The sequence below is a fragment of the Brevundimonas sp. Soil_N_31 genome (assembly GCF_057655995.1).
Genome location: NZ_JBDGLE010000005.1, coordinates 105,685 through 121,449 on the forward strand (window position 1 = coordinate 105,685; position 15,765 = coordinate 121,449).

The 15,765-nt window shown below is 69.9% G+C and carries 15 protein-coding genes; 10 read left to right on the forward strand and 5 right to left on the reverse strand.

The window, feature by feature from the left end; all coding sequences use genetic code 11:
• Positions 1-82 precede the first annotated feature (82 nt).
• Positions 83-436, reverse strand: a complete 354-nt coding sequence (locus tag AC3A3G_RS09905; protein ID WP_487488095.1) for a YMGG-like glycine zipper-containing protein — start codon at positions 434-436, stop codon at positions 83-85.
• Positions 437-590: 154 nt separating this feature from the next.
• Between AC3A3G_RS09905 and AC3A3G_RS09910 the strand changes: the two genes are divergently transcribed.
• Positions 591-1,556 carry a diacylglycerol/lipid kinase family protein gene (locus AC3A3G_RS09910; RefSeq protein WP_125899514.1) on the forward strand — a complete coding sequence of 322 codons (966 nt, stop codon included), beginning with the start codon at positions 591-593 and terminating at the stop codon, positions 1,554-1,556.
• On the forward strand, positions 1,556-2,344 hold the full coding sequence (locus tag AC3A3G_RS09915) for a metallophosphoesterase family protein (RefSeq protein ID WP_487488096.1): 789 nt from the start codon (positions 1,556-1,558) through the stop codon (positions 2,342-2,344). The genes AC3A3G_RS09910 and AC3A3G_RS09915 overlap by 1 nt, the downstream gene beginning before the upstream one ends.
• 76 nt (positions 2,345-2,420) lie before the next feature.
• On the opposite strand, the gene AC3A3G_RS09920 is transcribed toward AC3A3G_RS09915, so the two are convergent.
• The 3 genes from AC3A3G_RS09920 to AC3A3G_RS09930 form a co-directional block, all read right to left on the reverse strand.
• Positions 2,421-2,600 (reverse strand): DUF1328 domain-containing protein, encoded by a 180-nt coding sequence (locus AC3A3G_RS09920; RefSeq protein ID WP_003166483.1) that lies wholly within the window; start codon positions 2,598-2,600, stop codon positions 2,421-2,423.
• A gap of 102 nt (positions 2,601-2,702) precedes the next feature.
• Positions 2,703-3,101, reverse strand: a complete 399-nt coding sequence (locus tag AC3A3G_RS09925; RefSeq protein WP_313576905.1) for a hypothetical protein — start codon at positions 3,099-3,101, stop codon at positions 2,703-2,705.
• Complete coding sequence (locus tag AC3A3G_RS09930) at positions 3,101-3,445, reverse strand: glycine zipper domain-containing protein (RefSeq protein WP_003166480.1); 345 nt, start codon at positions 3,443-3,445, stop codon at positions 3,101-3,103. The genes AC3A3G_RS09925 and AC3A3G_RS09930 overlap by 1 nt, the downstream gene beginning before the upstream one ends.
• A gap of 158 nt (positions 3,446-3,603) precedes the next feature.
• Here AC3A3G_RS09930 and AC3A3G_RS09935 point away from each other — a divergent pair, with 158 nt between their 5' ends.
• The 6 genes from AC3A3G_RS09935 to murJ all read left to right on the forward strand — a co-directional run bounded on the left by AC3A3G_RS09935 (position 3,604) and on the right by murJ (position 13,225).
• The gene (locus AC3A3G_RS09935; protein ID WP_487488097.1) at positions 3,604-4,257 is read left to right on the forward strand and encodes a fumarylacetoacetate hydrolase family protein; all 654 of its coding nucleotides are present in this window, start codon (positions 3,604-3,606) and stop codon (positions 4,255-4,257) included.
• Positions 4,254-4,886, forward strand: a complete 633-nt coding sequence (gene maiA / locus AC3A3G_RS09940) for a maleylacetoacetate isomerase (RefSeq protein ID WP_487488098.1) — start codon at positions 4,254-4,256, stop codon at positions 4,884-4,886. The genes AC3A3G_RS09935 and maiA overlap by 4 nt, the downstream gene beginning before the upstream one ends.
• 69 nt (positions 4,887-4,955) lie before the next feature.
• The gene (locus tag AC3A3G_RS09945) at positions 4,956-5,855 is read left to right on the forward strand and encodes an aldo/keto reductase (protein ID WP_125899508.1); all 900 of its coding nucleotides are present in this window, start codon (positions 4,956-4,958) and stop codon (positions 5,853-5,855) included.
• Between the two features lie 95 nt (positions 5,856-5,950).
• On the forward strand, positions 5,951-8,644 hold the full coding sequence (mutS, locus tag AC3A3G_RS09950) for a DNA mismatch repair protein MutS (RefSeq protein ID WP_487488099.1): 2,694 nt from the start codon (positions 5,951-5,953) through the stop codon (positions 8,642-8,644).
• Positions 8,645-8,794: 150 nt separating this feature from the next.
• Positions 8,795-11,497 (forward strand): [protein-PII] uridylyltransferase, encoded by a 2,703-nt coding sequence (glnD, locus tag AC3A3G_RS09955; RefSeq protein WP_487488100.1) that lies wholly within the window; start codon positions 8,795-8,797, stop codon positions 11,495-11,497.
• A gap of 30 nt (positions 11,498-11,527) precedes the next feature.
• Positions 11,528-13,225 (forward strand): murein biosynthesis integral membrane protein MurJ, encoded by a 1,698-nt coding sequence (gene murJ / locus AC3A3G_RS09960; protein ID WP_487488101.1) that lies wholly within the window; start codon positions 11,528-11,530, stop codon positions 13,223-13,225.
• Here murJ and AC3A3G_RS09965 read toward each other — a convergent pair.
• Positions 13,220-13,723: a hypothetical protein gene (locus AC3A3G_RS09965; RefSeq protein WP_200168289.1), complete on the reverse strand. Its 504-nt coding sequence runs from the start codon at positions 13,721-13,723 to the stop codon at positions 13,220-13,222. The genes murJ and AC3A3G_RS09965 overlap by 6 nt on opposite strands.
• 250 nt (positions 13,724-13,973) lie before the next feature.
• Between AC3A3G_RS09965 and trpS the strand changes: the two genes are divergently transcribed.
• Both trpS and AC3A3G_RS09975 read left to right on the forward strand, forming a co-directional pair.
• Positions 13,974-15,011 (forward strand): tryptophan--tRNA ligase, encoded by a 1,038-nt coding sequence (gene trpS / locus AC3A3G_RS09970; RefSeq protein ID WP_368924335.1) that lies wholly within the window; start codon positions 13,974-13,976, stop codon positions 15,009-15,011.
• A 5-nt stretch (positions 15,012-15,016) separates the two neighbouring features.
• On the forward strand, positions 15,017-15,733 hold the full coding sequence (locus tag AC3A3G_RS09975) for a GNAT family N-acetyltransferase (RefSeq protein WP_200168287.1): 717 nt from the start codon (positions 15,017-15,019) through the stop codon (positions 15,731-15,733).
• Positions 15,734-15,765: the final 32 nt, after the last annotated feature.

Consider the following 15,765-nt stretch of genomic DNA (forward strand, 5'->3'; position numbering starts at 1 on the left):
AAAAAGGGCGACCCGCGCCATGCGGATCGCCCTTTCAGAGTGTCCCGAAAACGCTTCGGGCGCCAGAGGCTAGAAGCCTGGATCAATAACGGCGTTGGCCGTTCTCCCAGTAGCACTCGGTCTGGCGGTTATCGTAGCAGTAGTAGTACCGGCCCTGGTTGTCGCGGTAACGCTGCTGGTTGTTGCGGTCCTGGTTCGAGCCGCGGATGGCCCCGGCCGCGCCGCCGGCCAGCGCGCCGATGGCGGCGCCCGTGGCTGCGTTGCCGCCGCCGACGTTGTTGCCGATGATGGCGCCGGCCACGGCGCCCAGGCCCGCGCCGACGGCGCCTTGACTGACGGCCTGGCTCGAGCCGGCGCCGCCGCCGTAATACGGGTCGCTGGCGCAGGCGGTCACCAGAAGACCGGCGCCGGCAATGGCGAGAATCGCCTTGTTCATGGTTCTGTCCTTCATCCCTTAGGGGGCACCCCTGAAGCTTCGATAACGCAGTCCGAAGAGGGCGGTTCCGAGGCAAAACGCCACAAGCTTCACTTTATTTTTCCCTCACTGTCGCAGGTGCGGAACTGGCCGCCCGCGCAGGCGTTCGCCGCCCATGATCGACGCCCCGAATTTCCTGAGCGCCCTGGCCGCCGCCCCTTCGTCGCACGATACGGTCGAGGAGCCTCGCCCTCTGACCGGGGAGGTCCGGCTGGAGCGGGTCATCATCCTGGTCAATCCCTTGTCGGGCGGCGTCGGGCCGCAGGCGGCCGACGAAGCCGCCGCCCTGCTGGCCGTCTATCCGCTGCAGGCCGAGGTGGTGGTGCTGGAGGGCGCGCGCATTCCGGATCAGATCGGCGAGGCCCTGGCGGCGCGGCCGGACGCCCTGTTCATCCTGGCGGGCGACGGGACGGCGCGCTCGGTCGCCGCCCGCGCCGGACCGGACGGGCCGCTGATCGCCCCCTTGCCCGGCGGCACCATGAACATGTTGCCCAAGGCCCTGTACGGCACGGCGGACTGGAAGGCGGCGCTTCGGCTGGCGCTGGAAGAAGGCGCGCCCCAGTGCGTGTCCGGCGGCGAGGTCGAGGGCGAGGCCTTCTATTGCGCCGCCATCCTGGGCTCGCCCGCCCTGTGGGCCCCGGCGCGCGAGGCCATCCGCGAGGGCAAGCTGAAGATGGCCTGGACCTATGGCCGCCGGGCGCTGAAGAAGGCCTTCTCGGGTCGGGTGCGCTATGCGCTGGACGGCGGCGCGCGGGAAAAGGCCGAAGCGCTGGTGCTGATCAGCCCGCTGATCTCCAAGGCCATGGTCAAGTGCGACGGGCTGGAGGCGGCGGCCATGAACACCGCCGACGCGGCCCAGGCCTTCCGTCTGGCCGCCCACGCCCTGTTCGACGACTGGCGCCAGGATCCGACCGTCACCACCCGCGGCGCGCGCAAGATCGAGGTGGAGGCCCGTTCGCGCATTCCCGCCGTGATCGACGGCGAGCCGATGCTGCTGGGCCGCGAGACGGCGGTGAAATTCGTACCACGCGCCTTCATGGCTCTGGCGCCCAAGCCTCCGGCGGGCAGGGACAGCGTCTAGTGGGTCTGGTCCTTCAGTTCTCGGACGTTCATTTCGGATGCGAGCATGAACACGCGGTGGCCGCCGCAGCTGACTACGCTCACGGTGCCGGGGCCGATCTGATCCTGATCACCGGCGACATCACCCAGAGGGGCTATCCGCGCGAATTCGCGGCGGCGGGCGAGTGGATTCGCGCCCTGCCCGAGCCGGTCTTCGTCACCGTCGGCAACCATGACGTGCCCTATTGGGATGTGCTGGCCCGGCTGTTCTGGCCCTGGCGGGCGTTCGAGCGGGCGACCGGCCATCCGGCGCATGACCATCAGTTCCGTCGCGAGGATCTGATGGTGCGCGGCGTGACGACGGCGCGCGGCTGGCAGGCGCGGCCCAACTGGTCCAAGGGCGTCATCGATCTGGATCAGACGCGCCGCGCGGCCGAGGCCCTGCGTCAGGCGCCGGCCGGGGCCTTGCGCGTCCTGGCCTGCCATCATCCCCTGGTCGAGATGATCGGCGCGCCGATGACCGGCGAGGTCAAGCGCGGCGAGCGGGCCGCCCGCATCTTCGCAGAGGCGGGTGTCGACCTGATCGTCACCGGCCACGTTCATGTGCCCTTCGCCCTGCCGATCGGGGTGGGGGACCACTGCTCCTACGCGGTCGGTTGCGGGACGCTGTCGCATCGCGAGCGCGGATCGCCGCCCAGCTTCAACCGCATCGAATGGGACGCCGAGACGGTGACGGTTTCGGCCGTGGCCTGGGATGGTCGGGCTTTCGCCGATCACCAGACCTGGCGTCTGCCGCGTCGCCGCGCCTGACGGCTCCTGGTTTCAGTCATGAAAAAGGGCCGCGACGGCATGGTCGCGGCCCTGATTTCGATGTCTGGCCGTTCGGCTAGATGCGCGGCCCGCCGCGGCCCCTCAGCCCGCCCACCAGCAGGGAGACGACGAACAGGATGACGGCGATGATGGCGATGAATTTGGCGATCTCGAACGACATGCCCGAGATGCCGCCAAAGCCGAGCACAGCTGCGACCAAGGCGATGATGAAGAAAATAATAGCCCAACGAAGCATAGGCGGAACCCTCCGAGAAATGTTGACGGGAGCGAGCTTTCGACCTCTCCCGTCGACAGCGCCGCTTGCCTGAAACAACGCCCCGGAGACTTGGCTGTTCCTTTAGCGTCGGTTTCGGACTCTGCTTTTCTCGGTGAAGGCGGCCGCCACCATGGTGGCCAGCGCCGGGTTGCGCAAGAAGATGAAGCCACCGGCCAGAGCCGCAGCAGCGCCCAGGATCGGACGCTGTTGGAACAGCCGGAAGGCCCGCACGCCGAGGCCCTCGGGCTCGTCGTATTCCTCGTCCTCGTCATCGCCATGCGCTCGTCGCACGAAGACCAGGGCGACGATGGCCGCGATCAGGGCGAACAGCAGAGCGGTCAGGGCAGCGCCGATCAGCGGCGGCACGACCAGCAGCAGCAGGTAATAGACCGTGGCCCCCAGGGCGACCATGGCCACGAAGGCCGCGCCGGCGGCGACGAAGGTCGCCACCGCGCGGTTGATGAGCCCCCGCCCAATCATCAGCGCCGACGCCCGGCCAGCAGCAGGCCCAGGACGACGCCGACGCCGAGCGCGATGGCGGTCGATTGGATCGGACGCTCCTGCACGCGCTCGACGACATAGCGCTGGGCTTCGTCGAACTTCTCGGCGGCCTCGTCGTAATATTCGCGGCCGCGCACCTTGGCGTCGTCGTAGTAGCCGCGCGCCTTCTCGCGCAGCTCCTCACCCTGCTCGCGCAGGCGGGCTTCGGCCTCGGAGGCCTTTTCCTTCAGACGCTGGGTTTCCTCGCGGGCGCCGGCCTTGAGGTCCTCCTTCAGGGTCTTGAGGTCGTTCTTGATGTCTTCACGAGCCTTGGACGTGGCCATGATGCGCGCTCCGCTCCTTGTGTAAGCTTGACGATTAAATAGAGAAGCCCTGCCCGGAACGCCACACCGACGATCAAGGTTCCTGCAATGCAGCATGGGCAAAGGTCGCAGATGCGGCCATCTGGCGCGACGCGCGCGTCGCTTCTAGAACAGGCGTCATGACTGAATGGCTGTTCTCGCCCGCCCCGACGCCGTCCCTGCCGATCGAAGGCGAGGCGCGCCGCCTGCCCGTGCGACGCATCCTGTGCGTGGGCCAGAACTACGCCGCCCACGCCCGCGAAATGGGGGCCGATCCCGACAAGCCCGCCCCCTTCTTCTTCGCCAAGCCGGGCGACGCCCTGGTCGTGGACGGGGCCCATCCGGCCTATCCGTCGGCGACGCAGAACCTGCATTATGAGGTCGAGCTGGTCGTGGCCTTGGGCGCGGACGCCCGGCCGGTCGGCTGGGCCGTCGGCGTCGATCTGACGCGGCGCGATCTTCAGGCGGAAGCGAAAGCCAAGGGGCGGCCGTGGGAAGCGGGCAAGGCCTTCGATCAGTCCGCGCCCTGCGGCGCGCTTAGCCTGACGCCGCCCGCGTCCGACGCGACCATTGAGCTGAAGGTCAACGGCGAGGTCCGCCAGTCCAGCCGCCTGTCCGACATGATCTGGGACGTGGACGGCGTCCTGTCCAAGGCGTCCGAACTGTGGGCGCTGCAACCCGGCGACCTGATCTTCACCGGCACGCCCGAAGGCGTCGGTCCCCTGAATCCCGGCGATCGGGTCGAGGCGGTCATCGCGGGCCTGCCCTCCCTCAACTTCACGGTGCAATCATGATCCTGCACGGCTACTGGCGCTCGGGCACCAGCTATCGCACCCGCATCGCCCTCAATCTCAAAAGGGTTGAATATCGGCAGGCGGCGCTGGAGCTGCGCACGGGCGCACAGAAGTCCGACGCCTACCTCAGGCTCAATCCGCAAGGCCTGGTTCCCGCGCTGGAGACGGACGGCGGTCTGGTGCTGACGCAGAGCCCGGCCATTTTGGAGTGGCTGGAGGAAACTCATCCCGAACCGCCCCTGCTGCCGCGCGATGCGGCGGGCCGGGCGCAGGTGCGGGCGATGGCGGCGGTGATCGGCTGCGACATCCATCCGCTCAATAATCTGCGAGTGCTGAAGGCGGTGCGCGGTCTGGGCGCCGATCAGGCGGGGGTCGACGCCTGGGCCGGTCAATGGATCATCGACGGCTTCACGGCGCTGGAGGCGCTGGTCGTGCGTCACGGCGAGGGCTGGTGCTTCGGCGGCGCGCCGACCCTGGCCGACTGCTACCTGATGCCGCAGCTCTATTCGGCGCGGCGGTTCAACGTCGATCTGGCGGCCTTCCCGCGCCTGCTGGAGATCGAGGCGAGGGCCGAGGCGCATCCGGCCTTCATCGCCGCCCTGCCGGAAAACCAGCCGGACGCGGATTAAGCGTCTTCATTCACCAACGACCTTGATTTCGGTCAATCTCCCTTAAGCTTTGACGGCGAAAGTGGCGTTGTGAGATTCGCCGTTCCGCCCTCTCCGGCCGACAAACTCGCCATCGCCCTGGTGGTCGAGCCTGATCGGTCCCGCCCGCTGCCGCCCGGCCAGCGGGAGGAGGCGACGCGCCACCTGCTTCAGACCGCAGGCGACGCCGGAATCGGCCTGGTCGCCACCCGGCCCGAGGGCGACGTCGAGCGGATGCTGGGTCAGGCCTGGCCCTTCCCCTCGCCCTTCCGCGTCACCGTCCGCACCGTGCCGCTGGCCGACGGCCTGGACCGGGTCGAGGCCCGCGCCCGTCGTTCGCTGGAGCGTATGGGTCTGCCGCGCGGCGATGCCGTCCTTGTGCAGAACGCCGCCGATCTGGCGGGCGCCGAGGGCCGCGCCCTGTGGGACCGCCTGCAAGCCTTGAAGGCGCGCGGCGTCTTCCGCAAGGTCGGCTTCATCGCCACGGTCGAGGACGGCCCCGGCCTGCTGGCCCGCCGCTTCCAGCCGGACGTGGTGCAACTGACCTGCAACATCCTGGATCAGCGCGCGGCGCGATGCGGCGTCATCGCCGAGCTGGCGAGCCAAGGGGTCGAGGTGCATCTGGCCTCGGTCTTCGCCCAGGGCCTGCTGTTCGCCAACCGCGACAGCCTGCCGCCGGAACTGGCCGCGCACGGCATGGCCCTGTCGCGCACGCGCCGCCGTCTGGCCGAGGCGCGCGTCGATCCGATGCAGGCGGCGCTCGCCTACGCCCTGACCCTGCCGGGGGTGGCCTCCGTCATCGCCAGCGTAGCCTCCTCGGCCGAACTGCGCGCCATCATCGCCGCCTCGCACGCTCCGCGCCCCGACATCGACTGGGACGCCCTGGCGCTGGACGAAACGCCCGCCGCCCTGGCCTCGCGCCCGCGTCTGCGGCTGGTCAGCGCGGCCTGATCCACAAAGCTGTCCACAGGTCGCCTTGCGCCTGTGCATGAGGGACGCCGCCCGCGCTTGAGGCCGCCGCCCCGATCCGCCACCCTGCGGGTCAGATGAATGCGCCGCTTTCCCACCCTCCGAAGACCGACCTCAAGCCCGACGCCGGCACTACGCCGGTTATGGCTCAGTATCTGTCGGTCAAGGCCACCCAGCCCGAAGCCATGCTGTTCTTCCGCATGGGCGACTTCTACGAGCTGTTCTTCGAGGACGCGCAGAAGGCGGCCGCCGCGCTCGGCATCGCCCTGACCAAACGCGGCAAGCATCAGGGCGAGGACATCCCCATGGCCGGGGTGCCGGTCCACGCCATGGACGGCTATCTGGCGCGGCTGATCCGTCAGGGCTTCAAGGTCGCGGTCTGCGAACAGCTGGAAGATCCGGCCGAGGCCAAGAAACGCGGCTCCAAGGCCGTGGTCCACCGCGACATCGTGCGGGTGGTGACGCCCGGCACCCTGACCGAGGACACCCTGTTGGACGCGCGCGGCGCGAACCGGCTGGCGGCCGTGGCGATCCGCAAGGGCAGGGCCGCCGTGGCGGTGGTCGAGCTGTCGGCGGGCGTGGTGGATTCGGTCGCCTGCGACCTCAACGATCTGGGCGCGGCGTTGGCGGCGTTCCGCCCGTCGGAGGTGCTGGTCCCCGATCGCCTGTTCTCGGACGAGACGATGAAGGGCGCGCTGGACGGCTCGGGCGGCGTGGTTCAGGCCATGCCCCAGGCCCTGGCCGAGCCGGTCGGGGCGAAGGATCGGGTGCAGCGGCTTTACGGCGTCTCGGCGCTGGACGGTTTCGGCGCCTTTGAAGAGGCGGAAATCTCCGCTCTGGGCCTGATCGCCGCCTATCTGGAGACGACGCAGGCGGGCAAGATCCCGGCCCTGACCCCGCCGCGCCGCTCGGGCGAGAGCGGCTTCCTCGCCATCGATCCGGCGACGCGTCTCAGCCTCGAAATCGACCGCACCCAACGGGGCGAGCGCGACGGCTCCCTGCTGCACGCCATCGACCGCACCGTGACCTCGGGCGGGGCGCGGGCGCTGGCCGAACGCATCTCGCGCCCTTTGCGTGATCCGGCGGCGATCAACGCGGGACTGGATGCGGTGGAATGGTTGCTGGAGCGGCGCGACCTGCGGCGGAACCTTCGGGACGCCTTGCGGGCCTCGGCCGATGTGGCGCGGGCGACTTCGCGACTGGCGCTGGGACGCGGCGGGCCGCGCGATCTGGCGGCGATCCGCTCGGGCTTGAAGACGGCCGAGGGCCTGAGCGCCCTCTTCGCCGCCTCGGCCAACGACCCGTTGGCCGGGCCGCCCGCGCGGGTGACGGCCTGTCTGGACCAGCTGGCGCTTGAGGGCGACCTGTCGCATCTGCTGGCTGAACTGAGCGACGGCCTGGTGGACGAGCCGCCGCATCTGGCGCGCGACGGCGGCTATGTGAACCCCGGCCATCGCCCTGAACTGGACGCCGCCCGCACCCTGCGCGATGACAGCCGCAAGGTCATCGCCGAACTGGAGGCCAAGGCCGTCGCCGACAGCGGCGTCGCCTTCAAGGTGCGTCACAACGCCGTCCTCGGCTACTTCCTGGAGACCAGCGCCAAGGCGGCCGAACCTCTGCTGCGGGCGGGACCGGACAGCCCCTTCATCCACCGCCAGACCCTGGCCAATCAGGTGCGCTTCACCACCGTCGAACTGTCGGAACTGGACGCAAAGATCAGCCAGGCCGGGCACCGTGCTTTGGCCATCGAGGCCGAGACCTTCGAGGGCTGGCGCCGCGAGGTCGCGCGTCTGGCCGGGCCGCTGCAGGGCGTGGCCGAAGCCCTGGCCGAACTGGACGCCCACGCCGCCCTGGCCGAATGGGCCGAAGAGGTCGGGGCCGTGCGCCCCAGCGTGGACGACAGCCTCTGTTTCGCCGTCGAGGCGGGCCGTCACCCGGTGGTCGAGGCGGCGGTGAAGGCGCAGGGCCTGCCCTATACGCCCAACAACTGCCAGCTGGCGGGCGACGGCGTCGGGGCCTCGCGCCTGTCCATCGTCACGGGCCCGAACATGGCGGGCAAGTCGACCTTCCTGCGCCAAAACGCGCTTCTGATCGTGCTGGCCCAGGCCGGGACCTTCGTGCCGGCGCGGTCGATGAAGCTGGGCGTGGTCGATCGCCTGTTCAGTCGTGTGGGCGCGGGCGACGACCTGGCGCGCGGCCGCTCCACTTTCATGATGGAGATGGTCGAGACGGCCGCCATCCTGACCCAGGCGACGGGGCGCAGCTTCGTCGTGCTGGACGAGATCGGGCGCGGCACCGCCACCTATGACGGGCTGGCCATCGCCTGGGCCACGGCCGAGGCCCTGCACGAAACCAACCGCGCCCGCACCCTGTTCGCCACCCACTATCATGAGCTGGCCCAGCTGGAGGAACGGCTGGATCACGTCTGCAATCTGTCGATGAAAGCGCGCGAGTGGAACGGCGAACTGGTCTTCCTGCACGAGGCGGCGCCCGGTGCGGCGGATCGCTCCTACGGCGTGCAGGTGGCGCGTCTGGCCGGGGTGCCCACCGCCGTCGTCAGCCGCGCCCGCGAGGTGCTGGAGCGGCTGGAGAATGAGAAGGCGGCGACCGCCCGTCTGGACGACCTGCCCCTGTTCGCGGCGGCCGAACCGCCCCCGCCGCCGGTGAAGTCCATGCTCGACGAAGCCGTCGCCGCCATCGACCCGGACGACCTGACCCCGCGCGAGGCGCTGGAGGCGCTGTATCGGTTGAAGGGCCTGGCGAAGACCTAAGTCCCCGCTCATCCCGGCGGACGCCGGGATCCAGTGCGAGCTTCGCTCTCCATCGGTAAGGCTGGAGCTGCCAATGTCTAAGCGCGCGCCTAAAGCCAAAGGACTGGATCCCGGCGTCCGCCGGGATGAGCGGGAATAGGAGGGCGTGCTATGCTTCCCGCCGTGACCGCACAGCCCCCGCTCCCGCTCGCCATTCTCGACGCCGCCTCGGCGCCGGACCCGCGCGCCGCCGTCACCACGCTCCTGCGCGAAAGCTTCGACGCCGCCCGCGCCCGCGCCGCCCGTCGGGCCGAGAGCGCCACCGACGGCGCTGAAGCCGCCCGCCTCTACGCCGAAGCCGCCGACGCCCTGCTGACCACCTTGTGGCGGTTCGCGACCGAACAGGTCCATCCGGCTCCGGACGAGCGGCTGACCCTGCTGGCGGTCGGCGGCTACGGGCGCGGGGTGCTGGCGCCGTTTTCGGACCTCGATCTGCTGTTCCTGCGGCCGGGCCAGGCGATCAGTCCGCGCGCCCAGGCGGTGGTCGAGTTCGTCCACTACGTCCTGTGGGATCTGGGGCTGAAGGTCGGGTCGGCCTTCCGCTCCATCGGCGAGACGCTGACGCTGGCGCGCGACGACATGACGGTGCGCACGACCTTGCTGGAAGCGCGGGTGCTGGCCGGGGATGCGGCCCTGGGCGAAAGCCTGTTGAAGCGGTTCCGCACCGCCGTCGCCCGCGCCGATCCGCGCCCCTTCATCGCCGCCAAGATGGCCGAGCGCGACGTGCGCCTGCAGAAGACCGGCGCTGTCCGCTATCGCGTCGAACCGAACGTCAAGGACGGCAAGGGCGGCCTTCGCGACCTCAACACCCTGTTCTGGATCGCCCGGTCCCTGGCGCCGGACAGCGAGCGGGGGCAGGCGGCGCTGGAGGGCCTGCTGACCGCGCGCGAGCTGCGCAGCTTCCGCGAGGCGATCGGCTTCCTGTGGCGGGTGCGCATCCTGCTGCATCTGGTCGCCGGGCGGGCCGAGGAGAAGCTGACCTTTGACGTCCAGCCCGAAATCGCCCGGCGCATGGGCTGGCGCGGGCGTGGCGACGAGCTGGCGGTCGAGCGCTTCATGCGCCGCTATTTTCAGGTCGCGCGCGAGGTCGGCGCCCTGACCCGCGCCGTCTCGGCCCAGTTGGAGGCGCGTCAGCAGAAGAAGGCCGAAGGGCTGGCGCGCGGCCTGTCGCGGTTGATTCGGCGGCGCCGGGTCAAGCTGGCCTTCGACGGTCTGGCGGTGGAGGAGGGACGGCTGACGGTGACGGGGCCCAACGTCTTCGCCCGCGATCCGGTGCGCCTGCTGCTGCTGTTCGTCGAGGCGGACCGGCTGGATCTGGACCTGCACCCCGACGCCTTCGCCGCCGTGATCCGTTCGCTGACCCTGGTGACGCCCGCCCTGCGCCGCGATCCGCGCGCGGCCGAGGCCTTCCTGACGGTGTTGGCGCACGGCCAGCGGCCCTATCGCATCCTGTCGATCATGAATGAGACGGGCTTTCTCGGCCGCTTCCTGCCCGAGTGGGGGCGGATCGTCGGCCAGACCCAGTTCAATATGTATCACGCCTATACGGTGGACGAGCACACCCTGCAGGCGGTCGGGATCATCAACGACATCGCGCGCGGCAAGCTGAAGGCGGATCACCCGGCCTCGACCGCCATTGTCCCCCGTATCGCCGACATCGAAGTCCTGATGCTGGCCATGCTGCTGCATGACGTGGGCAAGGGCGGCGACCGGGGCCAGCTGGAGGACGGCGCCATCGCCGCGCGCCGGGCCTGCGAGCGGCTGGGCGTCGATCCGCGCCGGATCGAGCTGGTCGTCTGGCTGGTGCGTCATCATCTGCTGATGAGCGACTACGCCCAGAAGCGCGACGTGTCCGACCCCTCGACCGTGCGCGCCTTCGCCGAGGCGGTGGGCGACCCGGAGCGGTTGCGGATGCTGATGGTGCTGACCGTGGCCGACATCCGCGCCGTCGGGCCGGGGGTGTGGAACGGCTGGAAGGGGCAGCTGATGCGCGCCCTGTTCGAGGCGACCGAGGCCCTGTTCCGGGGCGACGCCGTGACGCGCGAAGACCCTCTGGCCGATCACCCCGCTCTGGTCGAACGAGCGCGGCGCGAGGGGGCGGCGGTCGAGGCCCTACCCGCCGAAGGGCCGCTGGAATCCACCGCCCGCGTGGCCGTGGCGGCGCGCGACCGGCCCGGCCTGTTCGCTGACCTGGCCGCCACCCTGTCGATGGCGGGCGCCGATGTGGTGGGCGCGCGGCTGGCCACCGCCGACGACGGCATGGCGCTGGACGTGTTCGAGATTCAGGACGGGGCGGGCGAACCCTATGGCGGGCGCGAGCCGCGACGTCTGGCCATTTTGGTCCGGGCGATGGAGCGGGCGGTGCTGAAGGGCGCGCGGACCTCGACGCTTGAGGCGCCGCGCGTCAGCGCCCGCCGCGCCGTCTTCGATGTGCGGCCGGTGGTGCGGATCGACGCCGATACAGGGACCAGCGCCGTGGTGATCGAGGTCTCGGGCGCCGACCGTCCGGGCCTGCTGGCGGACCTGGCGCGGACGATTTCGACGCACGGCTATTCGACCCGCTCGGCCCACGTCGCCAGCTTCGGCGAGCGGGCGGTGGACGGCTTCTACATCACCGACGCCGACGGTCGGAAACCCAGGAGCAAGTCGAAGCTGGAGGCTCTGAAGACAGATCTTCTGGAGGTGCTGGATCGCGCGCCGCAAGGCCCGGCGGGACGGCGCATCGTCCCCGTTCGCGCCAGCGTGCGCGACGTCTCGGATCTGGAAGGCGCGTTGGGCCGCAAGCCCGTATCCAGCGGCTCGCAGGCGCGCTAAGGCGTTTCGGGACCGAGCGCAGGAACAGCCGTGAACGACAAGACCGATCCCATCGAACCGGCCGCGCCCATTTCTGCGGCAAACGCCACGGTCGAGCCGGTCGTCCAGCCGCCTGCGTCTGCTGCAACAGCCAAGACGGGCGGCGTGGCGCGATCCTCGGCCATCTTCAGCGCCATGACCCTGCTCAGCCGTCTGGCCGGGTTCGCGCGCGATCTGGTCATTACGGCGGCGCTGGGGGCCTCGGCGGGACCGGCTGCCGACGCCTATTACACCGCGCTGAACTTCCCCAATCTGTTTCGGCGCATCTTCGCCGAGGGCGCCTTCGCGGCCGCCTTCGTGCCCGCCTACGCCAAGACGCTGAAAAGCGAAGGCGAGGCGGCGGCGGACAAGGTGGCCACCGACGCCCTGGCCGCCGTGGCCGCCGTCACCGTGGCTCTGACCGTGGTCGCCCAACTGGCCATGCCGTGGCTGATGACCGTCATCAACATCGGCTTTCTGGACGACCCTGCACGCTTCAAGCTGGCGGTGATCTTGACCCAGATCACCATGCCCTACCTGCCCTGTATGGCGATCGCCTCCCTGCTCAGCGGGGTGCTGAACGCGCGGGGGCGCTTCATCGTCTCGGGCGCCTATCCGATCCTGCTGAACCTGATCATGCTGGCCGCCGTCATCCCGGTGAAGGGCGACCAGATCGAGGCCGCCTACGCCGCCTCATGGGCCGTGCTGGTCGCGGGCGTGGCCCAGGCGGGTCTGTGCTGGTGGGCGGCGCGCAAGGCGGGGGCGAACATCCGTCTCAGCCTGCCGAAGATGACCCCGGCGGTGAAGGCCATCATCATCACCGCCGTTCCCGCCGCCATCGGCAACAGCGCGACCCAGATCAACGTCTTCATCTCCGGCAACCTGTCCAGCTTCGTCGACGGCGGCCGCACCTGGCTGGCGACGGCGGACCGGCTGTATCAGCTGCCGCTGGGGCTGGTCGGGGTGGCGATCGGCATCGCCCTTTTGCCCAAGCTGTCGGCGGCGGTGGCGTCGCAGGATCACGGCCAGCAGCAGGCCTCAATGGACGAGGCGCTGATCCTGTCCATGGCCCTGACCCTGCCGGCGGCGGCGGCCCTGATGGCCATGCCCTATTTCCTGATCGACGCCCTGTTCACGCGCGGCGCCTTCCTTCAGATCGACGCCGTCAACACGGCCCACGCCCTGCTGCATTTCGGCTGGGGCGTGCCGGCCTTCGTGCTGATCCGCATCCTGGCGCCCGCCTTCTTCGCGCGCGGCGATACGCGCAGGCCCATGGTCTTCGCCCTTGTGTCCGTGGCGGTGAACGCGGCGCTGGCGATCGGCCTCTTCTACTTGGGCATGGGGGTGTCGGGCATTGCGGCGGCGGTCAGCGCCTCGGCCTGGACCAACGTCATCCTGCTGGCGGCGACCCTGTGGCGGCGTGGTCATTACCGGCCCAGCCCGCGCGCGGTCTGGCGTCTGGGACGCATCGCCTTGGCCAGCGCAGGTCTGGCGGCGGTCGTCGGCGTCGCCTCCTGGGCGCGGCCGATGCTGCAGGCGCCGGTCGCGGACCTGCTGGCCATGCTAGGTTCGACCCACGGCGCCAAGGAGGTCACCCTGCTGCTGGTCGTGGCGGCGGGCGGTCTGGCCTATGTCGTCCTGGCCTTCCTGACGCGCGCCGTGACGGTGGCCGAGGTCAAGGGGCTGGTCCGACGCTCGGCCCGGTCATAGGTCCAGCAGAACCTCCAGCGCCTTCTTGAACTCCACCAGACCCTGTTTGGCGCCGAGCGCCGCCGTCAGGGATTCCAGCGGCCCGTCGATGGCGGCCAGCGTCGCGCGCAGGGCGCGGCGGTACAGGGACCAGCCTCGGCTCATGCCGGGATTCCGGCTGGGTTGGGCGGCGACGACCAGGCGATAGGCCGCCAGGATCGCCAGCATCTTGAAGCGCAACGCCTCGCCCTGAAGGCGATGCTCGACCATGGCCGGGGCGGTGAAGTCGGCCGCATCGACCAAGGCGATCAGGGCGTCGACGTCTTCCAGCGCCAGGCTCCTCGCCGCCAGGAAGGCCTCGTCCAGCACCGGGTCGGCGGGGGCGCCGCCGCTGGTCAGGATCAGCGTCTCCCTGAACTCGGCGATCATGTCGATCAGGTGGCGCAGCAGCGCCAGCATCCGCGTTAGCGCCAGGCGAGAGTCGAAACCCTCGGGCGGGGCGACTTCGAACTCGTCCATGTCCTTCCCTCCATGCCGATGGAAGAGGAGGCTAACATCGTTCCATGATCGCGGCGACGTGCGAACCGCCGCAGGAGTGTTGCCCTTCGCGCCCCGAACCGATAAGCGCGAGGACATGGCGCTTTCGGGACGAAAACTCGCTCACGGACGATGGCGCGGCTGACCTGCCGCCTCGTGCCTTCGCACGCCTGCCTTTCGCGCGGGATGACGCGCGCCGACATTCGCCTTCCGACTTCCGAGATCCATCATCATGACTGACCAGACTCCGGCCCAATACACCGGTCCGCGCCGCATCCTGTCCGGCATCCAGGCCTCCGGCGCCCTGCACCTGGGCAACTATCTGGGCGCGCTGAAGCGCTTCACCGAACTGCAGGAGACGGGCGCGCCCCTGTTCGTCTTCGTCGCCGACATGCACGCCATCACCGTCTGGCAGGAGCCGGAGAAGCTGGCCGCCCAGACGCGCGAGATCGCGGCGGCCTATCTGGCCTCGGGCCTCGACCCGGCCAAGGCGGTCATCTTCCCGCAGTCGGCCGTGCCCGCCCATGCCGAGCTGGCCTGGATCTTCAACTGCGTCGGTCGCCTGGGCTGGCTGGACCGGATGACCCAGTTCAAGGAGAAATCGGGCAAGCACAAGGAACGCTCCAGCGTCGGCCTCTACACCTATCCGGTGCTGCAGGCGGCGGACATCCTGCTCTACAAGGCGACCGAAGTGCCTGTCGGCGAGGACCAGAAGCAGCATCTGGAGCTGACCCGCGACATCGCCCAGAAGTTCAACAACGACTTCGGCACGCCGGGCTACTTCCCCCTGCCCGAGCCGCTGATCCAGGGTCCGGCGACGCGGGTCATGTCCCTGCGCGACGGCGCGGCCAAGATGTCCAAGTCCGATCCGTCGGATCTGTCGCGCATCAATCTGACCGACGACGCCGACGCCATCGCCAACAAGATCCGCAAGGCCAAGACCGACATGGAGCCCTTGCCGGAAACGGTTGAGGGTCTGGAAGGCCGGGCTGAGGCCAAGAACCTGGTCGCCATCTACGCCGCCCTGTCCGACACGACGCGCGAGGCCGTGCTGGCCGAGTTCGCGGGCCAGGGCTTCGGCGCCTTCAAGCCCAAGCTGGCGGAGCTGGCCGTGTCCTCGATGGCGAACGTCACCGCCGAGATGCGCCGTCTGATGAACGACCCGGCCGAAATCGACCGCGCCCTGGCCGCGGGCGCCGAAAAGGCGCGTGAGATCGCCGAGCCGACCATCGCCGAGGTCAAGAAGATCGTCGGCTTCTGGCGGGGCTGAGCCGAATGGCGCACCCGCTCGACCGTCCGGTCTGGAACGCCCTGACGTCCGCGCGTCAGGCGTCCCTGGCCGTGGGCGCAGGCGGGGCGCTGCGGCTGGCGCCGGGTTACGGCGTCTTCGTCGCCGGCGTCGATCAGTCGCCGGAAAGCCTGGCGGCCATTTCGGCGCTGGAGCAGCCCGAGGGCCTGCTGGCCACGGTCGAGGCGGAGCGCACGCCTGTCCCGCCTGGCCTGACGGTGCTGAAGGAGGCGGTGCTGACGCAGATGGTGCTGGTCGATCTGACCCCGGCCAAGGCGCGCGACATCGCCGTCGAGCCCCTGACCGAGGCCGACGCGCCCGCCATGCTGGCCCTGGCGACGCTGACCGAGCCGGGGCCCTTCTTCGACAAGACGCATCGACTGGGCGACTTCTTCGGGGTCAAGCAGGACGGGCGGCTGCTGGCCATGGCGGGCGAGCGGCTGAAGCCGGACGGCTTCACCGAGGTCTCGGGCGTCTGCGCCCATCCCGACGCGCGCGGGCGGGGCTACGCCGGGGCGCTGATGCGGGCGGTGATCGCGCGCATCCTGGCGCGCGGCGAGACGGCCTTCCTGCACTCCTACGCCGATAACGCCGGGGCCATCGCCCTGTATCATTCGCTGGGCTTCACCATCCGGGCGCAGATGCAGATGCGGATGCTGACCCAAGGAGATCTGGTCAAGGGCGATCTGGCGGAACCCGCTTAGGGCGCCTAGCTTAAGCTTCGACCCTTTGTTTC